At 40.0% G+C, this 16,702-nt stretch carries 17 protein-coding genes; 12 read left to right on the forward strand and 5 right to left on the reverse strand.

All coding sequences use genetic code 11. From position 1 onward, the window contains the following. Position 1 precedes the first annotated feature (1 nt). The 7 genes from RF007C_RS08210 (at position 2) to hisE (ending at position 4,032) form a co-directional block, all read left to right on the forward strand. Positions 2-457 carry a pyridoxamine 5'-phosphate oxidase family protein gene (locus RF007C_RS08210; RefSeq protein WP_037299054.1) on the forward strand — a complete coding sequence of 152 codons (456 nt, stop codon included), beginning with the start codon at positions 2-4 and terminating at the stop codon, positions 455-457. Positions 458-480: 23 nt separating this feature from the next. Continuing rightward, positions 481-1,206, forward strand: coding sequence for a 1-(5-phosphoribosyl)-5-[(5-phosphoribosylamino)methylideneamino]imidazole-4-carboxamide isomerase (gene hisA, locus RF007C_RS08215; RefSeq protein ID WP_037299055.1), 726 nt, complete (start codon positions 481-483; stop codon positions 1,204-1,206). Between the two features lie 127 nt (positions 1,207-1,333). Further along, positions 1,334-2,089 (forward strand): imidazole glycerol phosphate synthase subunit HisF, encoded by a 756-nt coding sequence (hisF, locus tag RF007C_RS08220; protein ID WP_019678610.1) that lies wholly within the window; start codon positions 1,334-1,336, stop codon positions 2,087-2,089. 3 nt (positions 2,090-2,092) lie between these two features. Further along, on the forward strand, positions 2,093-2,485 hold the full coding sequence (locus RF007C_RS08225; protein WP_019678611.1) for a cytidine deaminase family protein: 393 nt from the start codon (positions 2,093-2,095) through the stop codon (positions 2,483-2,485). Positions 2,486-2,524: 39 nt separating this feature from the next. Further along, entirely contained in the window at positions 2,525-3,313 is a 789-nt protein-coding gene (locus RF007C_RS18245; protein ID WP_343203234.1) for a GNAT family N-acetyltransferase, read from the forward strand. A 30-nt stretch (positions 3,314-3,343) separates the two neighbouring features. Further along, positions 3,344-3,694 carry a phosphoribosyl-AMP cyclohydrolase gene (gene hisI, locus RF007C_RS08240; RefSeq protein WP_037299057.1) on the forward strand — a complete coding sequence of 117 codons (351 nt, stop codon included), beginning with the start codon at positions 3,344-3,346 and terminating at the stop codon, positions 3,692-3,694. Further along, complete coding sequence (gene hisE, locus RF007C_RS08245; protein ID WP_028516514.1) at positions 3,694-4,032, forward strand: phosphoribosyl-ATP diphosphatase; 339 nt, start codon at positions 3,694-3,696, stop codon at positions 4,030-4,032. Before hisI ends, hisE begins: the two co-directional genes overlap by 1 nt. Positions 4,033-4,069: 37 nt before the next feature. On the opposite strand, the gene RF007C_RS08250 is transcribed toward hisE, so the two are convergent. Continuing rightward, positions 4,070-4,960 (reverse strand): SGNH/GDSL hydrolase family protein, encoded by an 891-nt coding sequence (locus RF007C_RS08250; RefSeq protein WP_037299058.1) that lies wholly within the window; start codon positions 4,958-4,960, stop codon positions 4,070-4,072. Between the two features lie 198 nt (positions 4,961-5,158). On the opposite strand from RF007C_RS08250, the gene RF007C_RS08255 reads away from it, so the two are divergent. Next, positions 5,159-5,830: a UDP-N-acetylglucosamine pyrophosphorylase gene (locus RF007C_RS08255; RefSeq protein ID WP_037299059.1), complete on the forward strand. Its 672-nt coding sequence runs from the start codon at positions 5,159-5,161 to the stop codon at positions 5,828-5,830. Between the two features lie 239 nt (positions 5,831-6,069). Here RF007C_RS08255 and RF007C_RS08260 read toward each other — a convergent pair whose 3' ends face one another. From RF007C_RS08260 to RF007C_RS08275, 4 genes are all read right to left on the reverse strand, one after another. Then, on the reverse strand, positions 6,070-7,392 hold the full coding sequence (locus RF007C_RS08260) for a threonine/serine ThrE exporter family protein (protein WP_152537162.1): 1,323 nt from the start codon (positions 7,390-7,392) through the stop codon (positions 6,070-6,072). Positions 7,393-7,501: 109 nt separating this feature from the next. Next, positions 7,502-8,128 carry a response regulator gene (locus tag RF007C_RS08265; RefSeq protein ID WP_037299062.1) on the reverse strand — a complete coding sequence of 209 codons (627 nt, stop codon included), beginning with the start codon at positions 8,126-8,128 and terminating at the stop codon, positions 7,502-7,504. Beyond that, positions 8,125-9,738 (reverse strand): sensor histidine kinase, encoded by a 1,614-nt coding sequence (locus tag RF007C_RS08270; protein ID WP_037299064.1) that lies wholly within the window; start codon positions 9,736-9,738, stop codon positions 8,125-8,127. The genes RF007C_RS08265 and RF007C_RS08270 overlap by 4 nt, the downstream gene beginning before the upstream one ends. A 107-nt stretch (positions 9,739-9,845) precedes the next feature. Beyond that, positions 9,846-12,320: a hypothetical protein gene (locus RF007C_RS08275; RefSeq protein ID WP_037299065.1), complete on the reverse strand. Its 2,475-nt coding sequence runs from the start codon at positions 12,318-12,320 to the stop codon at positions 9,846-9,848. Positions 12,321-12,559: 239 nt separating this feature from the next. Here RF007C_RS08275 and RF007C_RS08280 point away from each other — a divergent pair, with 239 nt between their 5' ends. The 4 genes from RF007C_RS08280 to RF007C_RS08295 are packed head-to-tail and all read left to right on the forward strand — an operon-like array spanning position 12,560 to position 16,702. After that, on the forward strand, positions 12,560-13,075 hold the full coding sequence (locus RF007C_RS08280) for a nitroreductase family protein (protein WP_037299067.1): 516 nt from the start codon (positions 12,560-12,562) through the stop codon (positions 13,073-13,075). A 15-nt stretch (positions 13,076-13,090) separates the two neighbouring features. Then, on the forward strand, positions 13,091-13,750 hold the full coding sequence (locus tag RF007C_RS08285; RefSeq protein WP_037299068.1) for a lysophospholipid acyltransferase family protein: 660 nt from the start codon (positions 13,091-13,093) through the stop codon (positions 13,748-13,750). Further along, on the forward strand, positions 13,734-15,380 hold the full coding sequence (locus RF007C_RS08290) for a class I adenylate-forming enzyme family protein (RefSeq protein WP_037299070.1): 1,647 nt from the start codon (positions 13,734-13,736) through the stop codon (positions 15,378-15,380). The genes RF007C_RS08285 and RF007C_RS08290 overlap by 17 nt, the downstream gene beginning before the upstream one ends. After that, positions 15,377-16,702 (forward strand): B12-binding domain-containing radical SAM protein, encoded by a 1,326-nt coding sequence (locus RF007C_RS08295; protein WP_037299071.1) that lies wholly within the window; start codon positions 15,377-15,379, stop codon positions 16,700-16,702. Before RF007C_RS08290 ends, RF007C_RS08295 begins: the two co-directional genes overlap by 4 nt.

The following is a 16,702-nucleotide window of genomic DNA, read 5'->3' on the forward strand; positions in this document are numbered from 1 at the left end:
TATGGAGCAGTTTTCAGAAAAGCTTCGGTCTTTTTTTGCTGATTTTGGAAAAGCAAGAAAAATGGTGCTTTCAACATCTGTAAAGGACAAGGTTTCATCCAGGATGATGAGTGTTGTACAGATAGATGGAAAGTTCTATTTTCAGACTGACAAGAAACTAAGAAAATACCGACAGATTTCCGTCAATCAAAATGTTGCGCTCTGTATTGATAATATCCAGATCGAAGGTATATGCAAAGAGATCGGAAGTCCGCTTGATAATGATGTGTTTTGCTATGCTTTTCGTGAGTGCTATAAAGGCTCCTATGACGCCTACACATCATTGGAGGATGAAAGGCTTTTTGCTGTGGAGCCTGTGTTTATAGAACGCTGGATATATTTTGACGGAGTCCCTTATATTGAGACATATGATATCGAAGCCGAATATTACAGCTGTAATGAATACTCAGGAGTTTAAAACGTAAATTAAGGAGATTATATATGTTAATTTTTCCCGCAATAGATATTAAAGACGGAAATTGCGTCCGTTTGTTCAAAGGTGATTTTTCCACAGTGGAGAAGGTGGCTTCCGATTATCTTCAAACCGCAAAAAGCTTTGAAGAAGCTGGTGCCGAATGGATACACATGGTCGATCTTGACGGAGCAAAAGAAGGAAGGCCTGTTAATACAAAGATCTATACAGATGTGGCTGAAAAGACAAATCTTAAAGTTGAGCTTGGCGGCGGCATCAGAAGCATAAAGACTATACAGGAGTACCTTGATATGGGTATCAGAAGAGTTATTCTTGGTTCTGTTGCTCTTAAAAATCCGGGACTTGTCTGCGAAGCTGTTGAGAAGTTCGGCAGCGAGAAGATAGTTGTAGGGATCGATGCTATGAATGAAATGGTCGCAACAGAAGGCTGGCTTGAAAGCTCTGATGTACACTATATCGACCTTGCAAACAAAATGATAGAATCGGGCGTGAAGTACTTTATATTCACGGATATTTCCAAGGACGGCACTCTTTCGGGAGTTAACCGCGAGCAACTCAAAAAGCTGGCTGACGTTACCGAGGGCAGAGCAAATATCGTTGCAAGCGGCGGAGTCCACACAATGGATGATATTATCGCCTGCAAGGAAATGGGGCTTTACGGAACTATCTGTGGTAAGTCGATATATAAGGGTACACTTAACCTTAAAGAAGCTGTAGAATATGCGATGAAATGATAAAAATAGGATAAATATCCAAAACATGGGCGATAGCATTGCCTATTACGGTATATTTACCGATAAGGATGTACAAAAACGAAAAGACCGAATGAATAGGTCTGAATTTATAAAAGGAAGTGAAGTAATGCTTGCAAAAAGAATAATCCCTTGCCTTGATGTAAGAAACGGTAAGGTAGTAAAGGGAGTTAATTTTGAGGGAGTCCGTGATGTTGGTGATCCTGTAGAGTGTGCGGAGGAGTACAACAAGCAGGGGGCAGATGAAATAGTATTCTATGATATTACAGCTTCATTCGAGGGACGAGGAGTGTTTCTCGATGTTGTCAGAGATACAGCCAAGAAGGTATTCGTGCCTTTGACAGTTGGCGGAGGTATCAAGACAGTAGACGATATAAGAGAAGCTCTTCGTGCAGGCGCTGATAAGGTGTCTGTAAACTCACAGGCTGTTCAGAATCCGCAGCTCATCAAGGACGGAGCTGACATCTTTGGCAGCCAGTGCATTTGTGTAGGTATCGATGCAAAGAAGATTGCAGACAATAAATGGACTGTCTATATTAACGGCGGCAGAAAAGATATGGGTATCGACCTTATCGACTGGGTTCACACTATTGAGAAGCTTGGTGCAGGAGAGATATGTCTTAACTCCATAGACGCTGACGGTACTAAGGAGGGATTTGATATCCCTATGCTCAAAGCAGTCTGCGATAACTGCTCAATTCCTGTTATTGCCAGCGGAGGTGCAGGCAAGATCAATGATTTCTATGAGGTCTTTGAAAAGACCGGTGCAACAGCTGCACTGGCTGCTTCACTTTTCCATTTTAAGGAATTGACTGTCGGTGAAGTAAAGGACTACTGCCGCGGTAAAGGAGTTATCGTGAGATAAGATATGGAAAGAATATGGGAAGAAATGTATGCGGCTGCAAAATCTGTCCTTGCACCGAGACGTATTTCTGAGTATGTTACGGCAGGCGAGGTTTCAGCTGCTGTTCTCAGTAAATCAGGCAGGATATATACAGGTGTATGTATAGATACCTGTTCTTCTCTTGGAATATGTGCTGAGAGAAATGCGATTTTCAATATGATCACAAACGGCGAACAGGAAATAGACAAAGTTCTTTGTATACCTCCTGTTGAGGGGAGAGGTGCTCCCTGCGGTGCCTGTCGTGAACTTATGGTGCAGCTCATGCCTGAATCATATAAGGATATTGAAATAATGATTGATTATTCCAAAGGGATAATAATGACTTTGGGTGAGTTAACGCCTGAATGGTGGATATAAAGGTCTAAGCATAGTATTTTTATTGCAACAGGGGGAAATATGAGATATTATACATCGGAATACGCAGATGTTGAATTCCTTGAAAATGATGAATTGGTACTTCTTACATGGAAAAAAGAAGCTCATCTGATGAATTATCGTCAGCCTACGGAAGCTGCTCTTGAATTGTTGAGAAAGCAGAAATCCGATTTTGTCATTGATGCCAGAAATGGTTTTGAAGACGAAAAAGCTGATGTTCAATGGGGATTTGCCTATCTTTTGCCGCAGATGTCTAAAACAGGCTGTAAAAATGTGTGGTTCATAATGAACAGTCAAAACGGTGAAGATATTGAAAATGAGATGAATATGTGGGAAGCGGAATTCAGCAAGTATTTCACTGTCAGACGTGTTGATAGCCTGGATAAAGTAAGAGAACAAAGCAGTATGAATATCATATATAAGGATATTCATGAGTTTACGGCTGAACAGCTTCGCAGGCTTTTTCTTTCGGTCGAATGGTCGTCGGGGCATTTCCCGGATAAGCTAAAGGTCGCGATGGAAAATTTCAGTACTGTGTACAGTGCATGGGACGGCGAAAAGCTTATTGGTATGATATGTGCCATGGATGATGGTATAATGAACGCATACGTGCATTATCTGCTTGTCGATCCTGAATATCATGGACTAACAGTCGGACGCACACTTGTGGACATGGTTAAGGAGCATTACAGGGATTATCTCAGGATCGCAGTAATTGCCTACAACGATGAGCTTAAGTTTTACGGAAACTGCGGATTCAGAAAAGCCGATGATGCTTCACCGATGTTTATAACATCACTCTGGACATGAGATGCGTAAGCTATTTATAAAGGAGTAAGTATGATAAAAATAGAAATGAATGATCTCGACAAATTCTTTGAAAAAGGAGAGCTTATCCCTGCGATTTGTTATGAGGTCAATACAAAAACGGTTCTTATGCTTGCATATATGAACAAGGAGAGCCTGAAAAAGACTCTTGAAACAGGATATACCTGGTTCTGGAGCCGTTCCCGTCAGGAATACTGGAATAAGGGCGCAACATCCGGACATTTACAGAAGGTCGTTTCTATATACGGAGACTGCGACAATGACACACTGCTTGTAAATGTTGAGCAGACCGGAGTTGCCTGTCACACAGGCAGTTACAGCTGTTTTTTCAACGAAATATATAATACAGAGGAGAATGAATAATGACAGTATATCAGGAGATTTTTGAGGTTATCAAGGAAAGGAAGAAGCAGTTTGAAAACGGAACTGCCGCTGAAAATTCCTACACCTGCTACCTATTTGAAAAGGGCGTAGACAAGATCTGCAAAAAGGTCGGTGAGGAAGCTACCGAAACTGTTATCGCAGCAAAGAACGGCGATAATGATGAGCTTATGAACGAGATAAACGATCTTCTTTATCATGTTATGGTGCTCTGCGCAAATCAGGGTCTTGACTGGTCTGACGTTGAGCGTGTACTTGACGAAAGAAACGAAAAAATCGGAAATCTTAAGAAATTCCATGAGGTTGACAAGAATACATGATAAAAACGCCTGAGAATAATATTTCTCAGGCGTTTATTCATCTATCAAGTCTTTCTTTGAAATCAGTGGTGTCAAGGAAATCAAAGAGAGCTGTGAGTATATCGGTATAACATGGAATATACAGGTGCATACCATCACCTGAAGTGTAATCTTCACGAAGATCAAGGTTCTTGTCACAGACGACCGAATAAGCGTCAAAGAAGACAACTTGTTCGTAATCCATATCCTTAACCATTTGTTCAAGAGCCGAATTGTACTCTCTTATTATGTCGTTGCGGACAATATCACAGTAGGAACAAACAGGGGTTATTGCTGCAACAACTATATTAACGTAAGGCATACGTATTATTATCTCGTCAATAACCTCACGATAACGTTTTATGTATGGTTCGGGGTAATTAAGGTTTACATCATTCATTCCGACGGAAATATACAGAAGCCTCGGGTGAACATAATCAATAGCATCGATCATGCTCATTTCACCCTGTCCCATATCAAATGTGAAATAATCAAGATTCCACATTGATACTGATTCGCCTGAAATACTGTGAATATCAGGAATAAAACCGTATACATTAAAACCGAGAGCCAAAGAATCTCCTGCAATTGCAAGTCTTTCGTGATAAAAGCTGCTGTTCGGCGAGCTGCCACAGCTGACTGTCGGTACACAAACCTCGAATTTTGAAGTTGTTACAGTAGTTGTGGTCGTGGTAGATGTCGTTGTAACCGTTGTCGTAATGATAATATCCGGAATTGATTTTTCAAGAGCTGATGAAGCAGTATTTACAGCTGTTATAAATTCTTTTCTTACTGTGATATCATTAGATGATTTACTTGAAGATGTGAGCGAAAAGCACATAATACCTGTGATAAAAAGCATAACAGTCATCAGCGGATTTTTCAGTATATATATATATTTACTTTTCATTTATTTCACTTCCTGTGAGAAAACGGATATATTCCGTAAAAGAACACTGAAAAATAGTGCAGAATATATTTTACCATATTTTTCAAGAAAAGTAAAGTCATAGATTAAAGATAAAATTCACATATATTTTCTTGACATTATGCAGCAAACAGAGTATAATATTATGTGCATTATTTATGAAAATCAGGAGTGTGTTTTATGGACAACGTTAAAATATCGGATCTTTATGATCTTTCACATACGGCGGCAAAGGATTATCTCTCTAAGTTCACTTATCCGTGGGAGGCTCTCAAGGGGATAAGCTCTTTTATTATTGAACTTGGTAATACTCTCAGTTCAGATGAATATGATAATCCTTCGGAAAATGTATGGATTCATAAGAGTGCTAAAGTATTTCCGACTGCATATCTCGGAGCTCCGTGTATTATCGGAGCAGGTACTGAGGTGCGTCATGGAGCCTTTATAAGAGGAAGTGCACTCGTCGGAGAAAACTGCGTTGTAGGAAATTCCGTAGAGCTGAAAAACGTAATTCTTTTTGACAATGTCCAGACTCCGCATTATAATTATGTCGGTGACAGTATACTCGGTTATAAATCTCATATGGGTGCGGGTTCGATCACGTCAAATGTAAAATCCGACAAGACAAATGTAGTTATAAAGTCGTCTGATGAGCAGCTTGAGACCGGCATAAAGAAAATCGGAGCAATGCTGGGCGATTTTGTTGAAGTGGGCTGCAATAGTGTACTCAATCCCGGAACAATTATAGGACGTAATTCAAATATTTATCCCACAAGCTGTGTAAGGGGAGTGATACCATCCGAGAGCATTTATAAGACAGGCGGAACGATCGTACATAAATCCAGATCGTGAGTCATTGGATGAGAATGAAAGTATTGCACCTGCATGGTAATAAATATTGCTCCTGACGGAGGCATTACAGTCTCATTCAGTAGGAATGAACGGACGGAAGTGTCTGCTGATAAGACATTTGTTGATCTTGAAGACACTTTTAACGCTGACGATGAAGTCTTCACCGAAATTTACGAGATAATATCTTGAAAATAAAGGCTGCCGTAATGGCAGCCTTTATTTATGAGTGTATTATATTGTCAGCTGCTCTTACGGAAGTTCTTATCGGTAAGTATTCTTGCAAATATAAGGCCAAGGGGAAGAGCTGTCACTATCAGGACGGCCTTTGTAAGCCACAGGCCTCCGGAAGAAATATCGTTAAGTGCAATGTAATAAATACCTTTATACATAAACATTCCAGGAACCATAATAACTATGGAAGGAACAGTTAATGTAATTCTTGGATAACCTATCCATCTGTGTATAGCCGATGCGAGAAGGCCTGAGGTCAGTGCTCCGATAAATGCAGCCAGTCCTACATGAATATGCGCAGTATCAATAAGCTCAAGTCGGAGCGTATTGGAAATCATTCCGATCATGCCTGCAATAGCTGCCATTTTTCTTGTACTGTTGAACATGAGAGAGAAACCGTATACTCCGCAGAAGCTTGTAATCAGTGTCAAGGCTGCACGCAGCAGAGGATCAAGCTTATATGTTTCGAAATCCTGCGGATGAAAATTGAAAATAAGCGCAGATACCCAGCCTGTCAGAGTAGCAACGCTTATTATAAGCAAGGCATAGGTCACTCTTTCTATACCTGAGCGCAGATCAAGCTTTGCAAGATCAAGTCCGCCTGTTATAAGGGGAAAACCGGGAATGACAAAAAGCATAGAGCAGATATAACCAGCCTGATGTATCGCAGAAAAATTAAACAGAAGTTCTGCAAGTTTTATCAGCAAAACATAAGTACAGCAGGCAGACGCAACTCCGACTGAAACATTTGCAAAAAGAGTTATATGCTTTTCAAGCATTTTCTTTCGTATAAAGTTGCCGACACCTGCACCGAAGAAGGCGCATATCATTTCAACAATGCCTCCGCCAAGCAGAAAAGTGAAGGCACAGCAGGCTATAGCGGAAGCAAGACCAAGGTTCCATGCCTTGTAATTGCCTTTCATATCCTGAAATTTATCGAGTATCATGTGAAATTGCTGGACAGAATACTTTTCTGCACGTTCTGCGAAACCGTCTGCAAAGTTTTCAAGCTCATTGAGTTTGTCGGTATTGACTCCTGTTGTATTAAGTGAAATTGCGTTTGTATATGTTTCTCCTCCGCCTATACAGGTATATTCGATAGAAAGGAGACCTATGTCCGCATTACAGGTTATTTTCAGCGCGCGGGCGATTTTGTTCATTGATGCTCTTACACGCCATGCGGCAGTACCTACTGAAAGCATCATAAGCCCTATTCTTCCAACAAGAGTAGCTTTTTCGCTCAGGGAAGCGTTCAGGGCCGGCTCGGTACTTTCGCTGTCAACTATCTCATGCCAGTCAATAGACATATGCTGTTTTCTGAATTTACTCATAAAGCACCTCTCTGTAAAATTAGTTGAACCAATTGACATTATACCACCTTTATATAAGAAATGCAACACTTTAATAAAAAACGGAAGAAAAAATCTTCCGCTTTTTTATTTATATTATGTTGTTTTTTATTGCGAAGACAGCAAGCTGTGTGCGATCTTTCAAGCCGAGTTTTTCAAGAAGACGGGATATTCCGTTTCTTACGGTTCCTTCTGCAAGGAAAAGCTCTGATGCGATCTCTTTATTATCAGCTCCGTCGCAAATAAGCTTCAGAAAATCAATTTCACGTTCGGTAAGGTCAAAATTCTTAGCATCCTGCTGAACAAATACTTCTTTTTTGATAGAGCGGAATATATTGTCACAGAAAACATTTATTCCGCCTGAGACAGCTTTGATGGAATTGATAATCTTTTCGTTATCCATTTCCTTCAGGATATAACCGTCAGCACCGCTTGCAATAGCTTTATCCACAGTTTCCTTGTCATCAAAAGTTGTAAGAACGAGAACTTTTACGTTCGGAAGAGTATCCTTGATCTTTTTGGTACCATAACTTCCGTCGTAATCGGGCATTCTCATATCCATAAGCACTACATCAGGCTTCATTCTAACACTCATTTCATAAGCTTCTTTACCGTTTGAAGCTTCACCAACAACATTTATATCGCTATCACTTGCAAGAACAGCTTTCAGACCTGCACGGAGTATCTTTACATCATCTGCTAATATAACATTTATCATATTTCCACCTCTTTGATCGGTATCTTGATTATTGTATTGAAGCCTTCGCCCTTTACAGAAGAAAATCTTACTGTACCGCCGAGTGCTTCAGTTCTTTCGCGTATTCCCCTTAGACCGTTATGTTCTGAGATATCATTACAGCCTTTGCCGTTATCAAGTATGTACATTTCGATACGTTCTTCGAGAAATTTGAGTATTATATCTATTCTTGTTGCATCGGAATATCTCAGAGCGTTCGTAACTGTTTCACGGCAGTTGTCATACATTTCCTTGATACAGAAGCCGTATCGTTCGTCTTCCTCACCTTGTATACAGAGGTCAATGTCAACGCCTCGGACTGCTGTGGTAACTGTTTTTACTGCTCTGACTACGGATGTCATGAATTCGTCATCCCTAAGATTGTTTATGGTACATCTCAACTGAGTTACACCACTTCTGGAAAGTCCGTCGATTTCAGAGATATTTTCCATAATTTTCAAAGTATCCTGTTTGCCCTGTTCGACTTCAAATTTTAGAAGCTTTGCGAGAGAGCTTATCATAGTGAAGGTATGACCCGCCGAGTCGTGCATTTCCTGAGCTATGCGATTCCGTTCCTGTTCGAGACTGAGCTTTTTTTCAGCATGAGCCAGCTCATGATATTCAGTAACATTGTTTATGGTAATTATTCTTGCAACTGTATTGCCGTTTTTATTTTCGCAATAGCTCTGTTTAAGATTATAAAAATCATTTTCAAATTTGATTTCCGTTGAAGAGAAATCAGGCGAGATCTCTTCTGCAGTTACATCGTTCAGAGTTTTTACAAGCTGAGCGATATTATGGATACCCGAAAGGAATGAAATATTGCCCGCATACTTATTTTTATAGGAAATATTTCCGTTTATATCGAAAATAACTACACCACTGTTGATGTTATTGATAGTATCACGTATAGCAAGATTATTGATATTTAGCAGTCCGTATCTTCCAAGAGCTATTATTATAAGTAAACTCGATATTCCAAAGAAGAGTGGGGTAAGAGTTGCTTTTGATTTTAGTATTCCGGTAAGTGAAAGTGTATTAATGCCAAGAGGTATTGCAGCTGAAAGTATCAGAAGTATGGACTGCTTTGTCATCTGATCAGAGCGTTTTGTGTGTTTTAGGCAGATTATTGATATACCCGTTATGATGCATGTGTAATATATGACCTGAAAAGTATAGAACAAAGGACCATATTCTGCGCTTCCTGCTTCAAATACAGAGTAGTAGAGATAGTGTAGCGGATTAGTGATTACAACAAATATAGCAAATATCGAAATGAGGGGCAGAAGTCTTGTAAGTTTTTTTACAACAGCACTTGTGTTTGTATATTCGGCTGACAGCATCAGCCAAAGTGGTCCGAAACAGCTTATGCCGAAATTTCCGATTATGTAGCTGATCCAGTATTGCTGTTTGGTGTAAGAAAATAGGATCAGAAGCTCTGATATAAGCCAGAGAACTATTGAGATCTGGCAGCTCAGGAATAATCTCGTAAGTCGGTTTTGGTTGCCGCGCCTTATGATCCATGTGAGTGAGCCTATCATGCCGCAAAGTCCAAGGAAAAGAAGAATTGCTGAGACTATGTTTGCTATCATTTTGCACCTCCTTATTGAATTATAACATACATTTTTCTAAATATCAACAGAAATCGTAAAAAATACTGTATATAAAAACGCTCCGAATAAATCGGAGCGTTAATATCTTACCATGACCAGCCGCTGAATTTCTTGGCAACTGAGGTCTTTAATGTTTCATTGTTCTTTTTGCAGTATTCGTTGATAGAGGCGATTCCTATAAGGATTATACCTGCTATGAAGAGGTATATCCACCAGTGAAGTGCCATGAGGTATTCTCTTGTTGCATAAACTGTTATAGTGAAGAGGCTTGCTGCTGATGCGATAAACCATGTCTTTGATCTTACAGCTATTGATATAATAAGAACAAGGATCATTATTCCCATTACAAATATCGTATTCAATGCGGTATCAAAAATCATTGCATCAAAGAGAAGAGCTATAAAGGACATAATAAATATGGTATTTGAAGAATACTTTGATGCTTCTTTGAATTCACGCCATATGTAACGGCAGGCAAGTCCTGTAAGTGCGATGATTGCGATTGTTATTTTGCTGGATACTTCTCTGGATTCGGGAAGGAAGAAAGGTCTTGCAATAAGCGCTGCTGCTGTGAGCAGTGTTGAGGTAGAAAGAAGTATTGATGCAGTAGTTTGAGAGGTGTTCTTTTTTATGAAGCATCCGCAGTATATTGCAGAACCTAAAAGGGTAAAGAAACAAGCTGTTCTTGTTGTTCCGAGCATTAAAGCTATGGGAAGCCAGCCTGCTGCAAGCATCGGATCAATTACGAGCTTTTCATGAGTGCAGCAGATCGTAGCATTATGATAAACAAATCTTGAAATGCCCATGTAGAGTATAAGTATGCACATCATTACCATGAGATTTACTGTGCTGCTCTGGATATTCGAGTTTCTTAAAATTGTGCGGATCGCAATAACAAATGATATAGACGAGAAGACCGCTGTAATGTTGTTGCGGAGCTTATTTGACATTGCAAAATGTATAAGGCATATAGCAGCGGGAATATATGTGAGTTCCTTTGCACATGAGAGGAACATCAGGATAAAGCCTGCAAATGAAAGATCCGTATAAAGTGCTGCATTGGTTTTACGTGGGTATTTTGTGTTGAAGACGGGAGCTATCCTGGGCATAAAATTCATGATAGCCGCTGATATAATAAGTATCATCGAAAATACGCTCATACAGATCGTATATGCATTTGATCCGGTTGAAAAATTGCCGCTAATCATATCGCCGAGTCTGATCGAAGCAAGGAAAGGTATAAACGGAGCAGTAACGCCTGCTGCGATCTGTTTTGCCTTGCTTTTATCGAATACATATGTACCGATCAAAGCTGAATTTATCATTACCATTATAATTTCAGGCATAAATGAATCTCTTGTCATTGATGTCAGACACATAAGTGCTCCGAAAGCTGAAACGCTGAGAGTTGAGCTTTCTGTAAATGTTGATCTTAAAGCAGGGACAAAACGATGGATAAGATAACTTGCGATCATAATACCTGAGAATGTAAGTGTCGCTGTCTTGTCTGATGCAGTATTTGCTGTATATATGCCGATAATGAGTGCTAAAAATGAAAATACGATCGATTCTGCGTATATAAGGCCGTTTATCTTTTTGATGATTCCGTAATACATCAGCTGAGCAATTATAACTGTAATTATTGTAATAGAGGATATAGTAGGATCGAAGAATGATGCAAGAACATAGATTAAAGCAATGCCTCCGTATAAAGCTGCTGCGCAGATTCCGACAATTTTTATCGGAAGTTCATACTTTTTACCTTCTGCTGCCTTGAATACGTAAAGTGCTGCAATGATTAATGCCTGAGCTGCGATGAAAACAGGTGCAGCTATTTCAATATCGTCACATACCTGGACAATGCCGAAAAGTACAGTAAGAACTGTGGTGGAAAGTGCGGTGCATATAAGGGGAAGCTTCTGGAATACAGCATTTCCTGCATAAAGCATTATTGAAGCTATAAGACATGATGTAGCAATAAGTGCAAATACACCGTCTCCGCTAAATGAGAACCATTCACCCATTAGCTTGTAATATCCGGCTGTAAGGAATGAGGTCGCTGCGAGACCAGTGCTGAGAATATAGAATGAAACTGATGTTCCCGAAAGCCTGAGGGCCTTGCTGATAACAACCGAAAGTATCAGGAATACAGCTGAGGCTGCTGCGATTATAGCAACTCTGCCTATATGTGTTGTATGTACCCAGCCTGCAACACCAAATGCAAGTCCCGAAAGAACGATGAAGGCTGTTCCTATAAGGAATAAAATATTTGAAACAGTCATGTCTGGCTTGTTCTTTTTTGGGGGTATCGGTCTAACAGGTACAGGCGGAGGTGTGATATTTGCGCCCTGAGGCATCACAGGGAATGGTGGCTGTGTTATAGCATTAGGATATGGCTGATTGAGATACTGAGGCATATTCCTGTTATAATAGTTGTTGACAGGATATGCTGTTCTGTATGGAGTCGGCTGTTCTTCCTTGGAGTTACTTAATGATATAATTATAAGCGGGATCGCAAAAGGAAGTACAATAACTGCTAATATAAACAATGTGATTAACATAATCATCATCCTTTCTGTTTATCGGGGTGGTTTGCTTCTGTGATTATATGATAACACTGCTTGCTTAAAAAAGTAAGATGTCGTTCGTCACTTATATAGTGACAAATGTCACTTTCTGAGTGACTGATGACACTTTAAAAAGCGATGCGGTTTGTGTTATCATTTATTATGTAAGCGGTCTAACTTGAAAGAAATATCTAAAAGTGGTATAATACATTATGATAGAGGAGGAATGTACTATGGGATTTATGGAACTTGCGTCAGGCAGATACTCAGTTAGAAGCTTTGACGACCGGCCGATAACTTCAGAGCATCTCGGGATTATACTGAAAGCAGCGAATGCAGCGCCTACAGGCTGTAATTACCAGCCTCAGAGGATATATGTTGTCCAGAGTGATGAGATGCTGAGCAAGCTCCGAGAGATAAGTAAATGTACTTTCGGTGCAAGAACAATACTTGTTTTTACTTATAATAAGGATGAGGACTGGAAGAATCCATTGGAAAGCGGAGTTCGTTCGGGTGTAGAAGATGTAAGTATTGTAGCCACTCATGTAATGCTCCAGGCATGGGAGCTTGGCATTGGCAGCTGTTGGGTCAATTACTTTTCTAATTCCAGACTTGAACGAGAGCTTGGGATTCCCGAAAATGAAAGCTCGGTACTTATTATGCCTGTTGGTTATCCTTCAAAGGATTCCGGGCCATTGCATCTGCATGAAGAATGTAAACCTTTAGATGCTACAGTAAGGTTTATTTAATGAAGGTGAGCCTTGTTGAAAAAAGAAAATAAACTTATATATAGGGGATTAAGACTGATATTCAAACCACTTTTTCATATTCTTTTCAGGCCTGTAATAATCGGCAGGGAAAATATTCCGAGTGACGGAGCTGCTGTTCTTGCAGGCAATCATAAACACGCTTTTGATCCAATATTTGTTGATGTATGTACAAAAAGGATTGTATGTACCCTTGCTAAAAAAGAACTTCACGACGGTAAATTCGGATTTATTTTCCGCGGCGCGGGAACGATACCCGTAGATCTTCACAGCGCACGTAATCCTGACGCACTTGATGCAGCAGTCAGAGCACTTAAAGAAGGAGAAATAGTAAATGTTTCTCCGGAAGCAAAGAGAAATAATACCTCTGAGCTGCTCCTGCCCTTCAAATTCGGAGCTGCTGTTATGTCATACAGGACGGGGGCACCGGTTATCCCATATGCTATATCAGGTAAGTATAAGCCCTTCAGGGGAAGAGTAACAATAAAAATCGGAAGTCCTGTTTATCCCGCAGGGAAAGATACGGATACAATCAACAGAGAAATATACAATTCTGTGGCTGAGCTTTTAATGAAGATAATGCCGCAGGATGAACTAAAGAGTAAAAGATTTTCATCCTATGATGAGTGGAGGACTGAATATGAAAAGACATCTTGAATATCCGGAGTGTTCTATATACGATCATATAAGAAAATGTGCCAAGGAATACGGAAGCCTCAGTGCTCTTGAATACTTCGGAAGGTCAATATCTTACCGTGAATTGATACGTGAAATTAATCGATGCGCCTGTGCTCTTACAGCGGCAGGCGTAAACAAGGGAGACAGTGTATCCATATGTCTTCCCAATATACCACAGGCGGTTTACCTGTTTTATGCAGTAAGCAAAGTCGGAGCCGTTGCTAATATGATCCATCCTTTGTCTTCGGAAAACGAAATAATCAATTATGTTAAACTTACAGAGAGCAAATATATATTCGCTGTTGATCTTATCGCAGATAAGCTCAGAAAGGTAGTCAGAAAAGCTAATGTAAAACTTGCTGTTGTAATATCTCCTGCTGATGAGATGCCTGTTTTATACAAAGCAGGATATAAGCTCAAAGAAATAAAGGAGCGTGTGAAAAAAAGTGAATTCACTGATTGGAAGCAGTTTATATTGCGCGCAGCTCCTGGGGACAAGTATTATAATACTCACGGCGGAGCCGATGATTGCGCAGCTATTCTGTACAGCGGAGGTACCACAGGTAAGCCTAAGGGAATAATGCTTACAAATCTTAATTTCAATGCACTGGCACTTCAGAGCATTGACGCCTGTGGCTGTCTTGAAAAAGGTGACAGAGTCCTTTCGGTAATGCCTGTATTTCATGGTTTCGGACTTGGTGTTTGTATACATACAGTTCTCACATTCGGCGGAACTGCTGTAATACTGCCAAAATTCAATGTTGCCGAGTTTGATAAGCTTATATTTAAATACAGACCAGGAGTTATTGCAGGCGTCCCCGCAATATATGAAGCTATGTTAAGGAGCGACGGATTTGAAAGAAAACAGCTTGATTTTATCAAATGCGTCATCTCCGGCGGCGATTCACTTGCAGAAAACACCAAACTAAAGCTCAATGAGATGCTTAAGGTACACGGCTGCAAATGTACTGTCAGGGAAGGCTACGGCTTAACGGAATGTGTTACAGGAAGCTGTCTTACCCCGGATAAATGCACGCTGACTGGAACCTGCGGATTGCCGTATGCGGATACTTTTTATAAGATCATAGATCCTGAAAGCGGCAGGGAATTGCCTGACGGAGAAACAGGCGAGATCATTCTACGCGGACCTACGGTTATGAAAGGATATTATAAGGAGCCCGATGAAACGGCTGATACCCTCGTGAAAGACAGCGACGGCTATATATGGCTGTATACAGGCGATCTTGGCTGCAAGGATGAAAATGGATACATATATTTCCGCCAGAGACTGAAGCGTATGATAGTGTCAAACGGATACAATATATATCCGCAGGTAATAGAAAACGTAATAAGCTCACATAAAGACGTTGCTATGTGTGCTGTAGTGGGGATTCCCGATGAACTCAGAGGACAGAGGGTGAAAGCATTCGTTATGCTCAGAGAAGGTGCTTCTCGGGAAAAAGTAAGATCAGAGCTTGAAAAATTAATGCAGAACAATGTATCGGCATATGCAATTCCAAAGGAGATCGAATTTGTTGACAGTTTCCCGAAAACTCTTGTTGGTAAGATCGCATACAACGAGCTTATTACGGAGGAAATGCGAAAATGAACAAAAAAGTTCTTCTTGTACACCCTGAGATCTCACGCACAAAATATAATTTTGCAGGTGTCATAGATAATGAGCCTCTTGAACTTGAGTATATCTTTGCTTTGCTGAAAAAAGAGGGCTTTGACCCCTTTATCTGGGACGGACAAGTGGAAAAAGAGCCGTTTATCAACAAACTTCATGAAATAGAGCCGTTTGCAGTATATATTTGCGGCCGCACAAGACAGGAAAACTTCATGAAAGAATACTGCCTTGCGGCGAAAGACATGAATTGCATAACCATAGTTGGAGGACTTCATGTTCAGCTCAATTACAGACGTTTTTTTTGCAGCTATATAGATTACGTTGTTACTTCCTTTGATATATTTAATATAGTGAATATCCTGAATGATATAGAACCCGAAAACAGTATATGTATACAAAAAAACGGAAAGTGGACAGTAAAAGAGGCTGTTCCCTTTGATATTAACAGGCTTCCGCTTGCAGACCGAAGCTATTATTACGAGCATACCGACAGATACCGTTATCTTGAACTTTTACCCTGTGCTCACATCAGAACATCTTACAGCTGCCCCTACAAATGCAGTTTTTGCTGTAGGAGCAAAATGAATTGCGGAAAATACTCTGCAAGGGATATAGATAATGTTGTTGACGAAATTGCAGAAATTAACTGTGATAATATATATATAATAGATGATGATTTCCTGTTCGACAGAAAAAGAATAGAACGTTTTATAAATCTAATACGTCTGCGCGGTATAAAAAAGAAATTTGTATGCTATGGCAGAGCTGATTTTATAGCTGCTAATGCTGATCTTATGCAGGAACTCAAGGATATAGGGGTTTACTATATTCTTACTGGACTTGAAGCGGCTGACGGCAAAAGGCTGAAGAATTATAATAAAAAAACAGGCATGAAAACAAATGCTGAGGCTGTCCGTATCCTGAACGAAGTCGGTATAAACATAATGGGAATGTTCATTGTGGATCTCGATTTTACGGCCAAGGATTTCAGAAGTATATATAAATGGATAAAAAGGCATAAAGTCAGACACACGGCTATTTCGATCTTTACACCGGAGATGTCATCAGAACTTTATGAACAATACCGCGGAAGACTTATCACAGATGATCCGAGCCATTGGGACTATCTTCACGTAGTTGCAAAGCCCGAGAAGATGAGTGTGAGAAATTATTATATGTATTATCACATTCTGGTAGTAAAGCTGTTTCTGAAGGGAAAACGTGAAGGTATATACGATTTTCTTGATTATGGCTATTATATAAAGTCCATGCTGAAAAATCTATTTAAATTTGGAGGATAA

The organism is Ruminococcus flavefaciens 007c (assembly GCF_000571935.1).
Classification (GTDB): Bacteria; Bacillota; Clostridia; order Oscillospirales; family Ruminococcaceae; genus Ruminococcus; species Ruminococcus flavefaciens_F.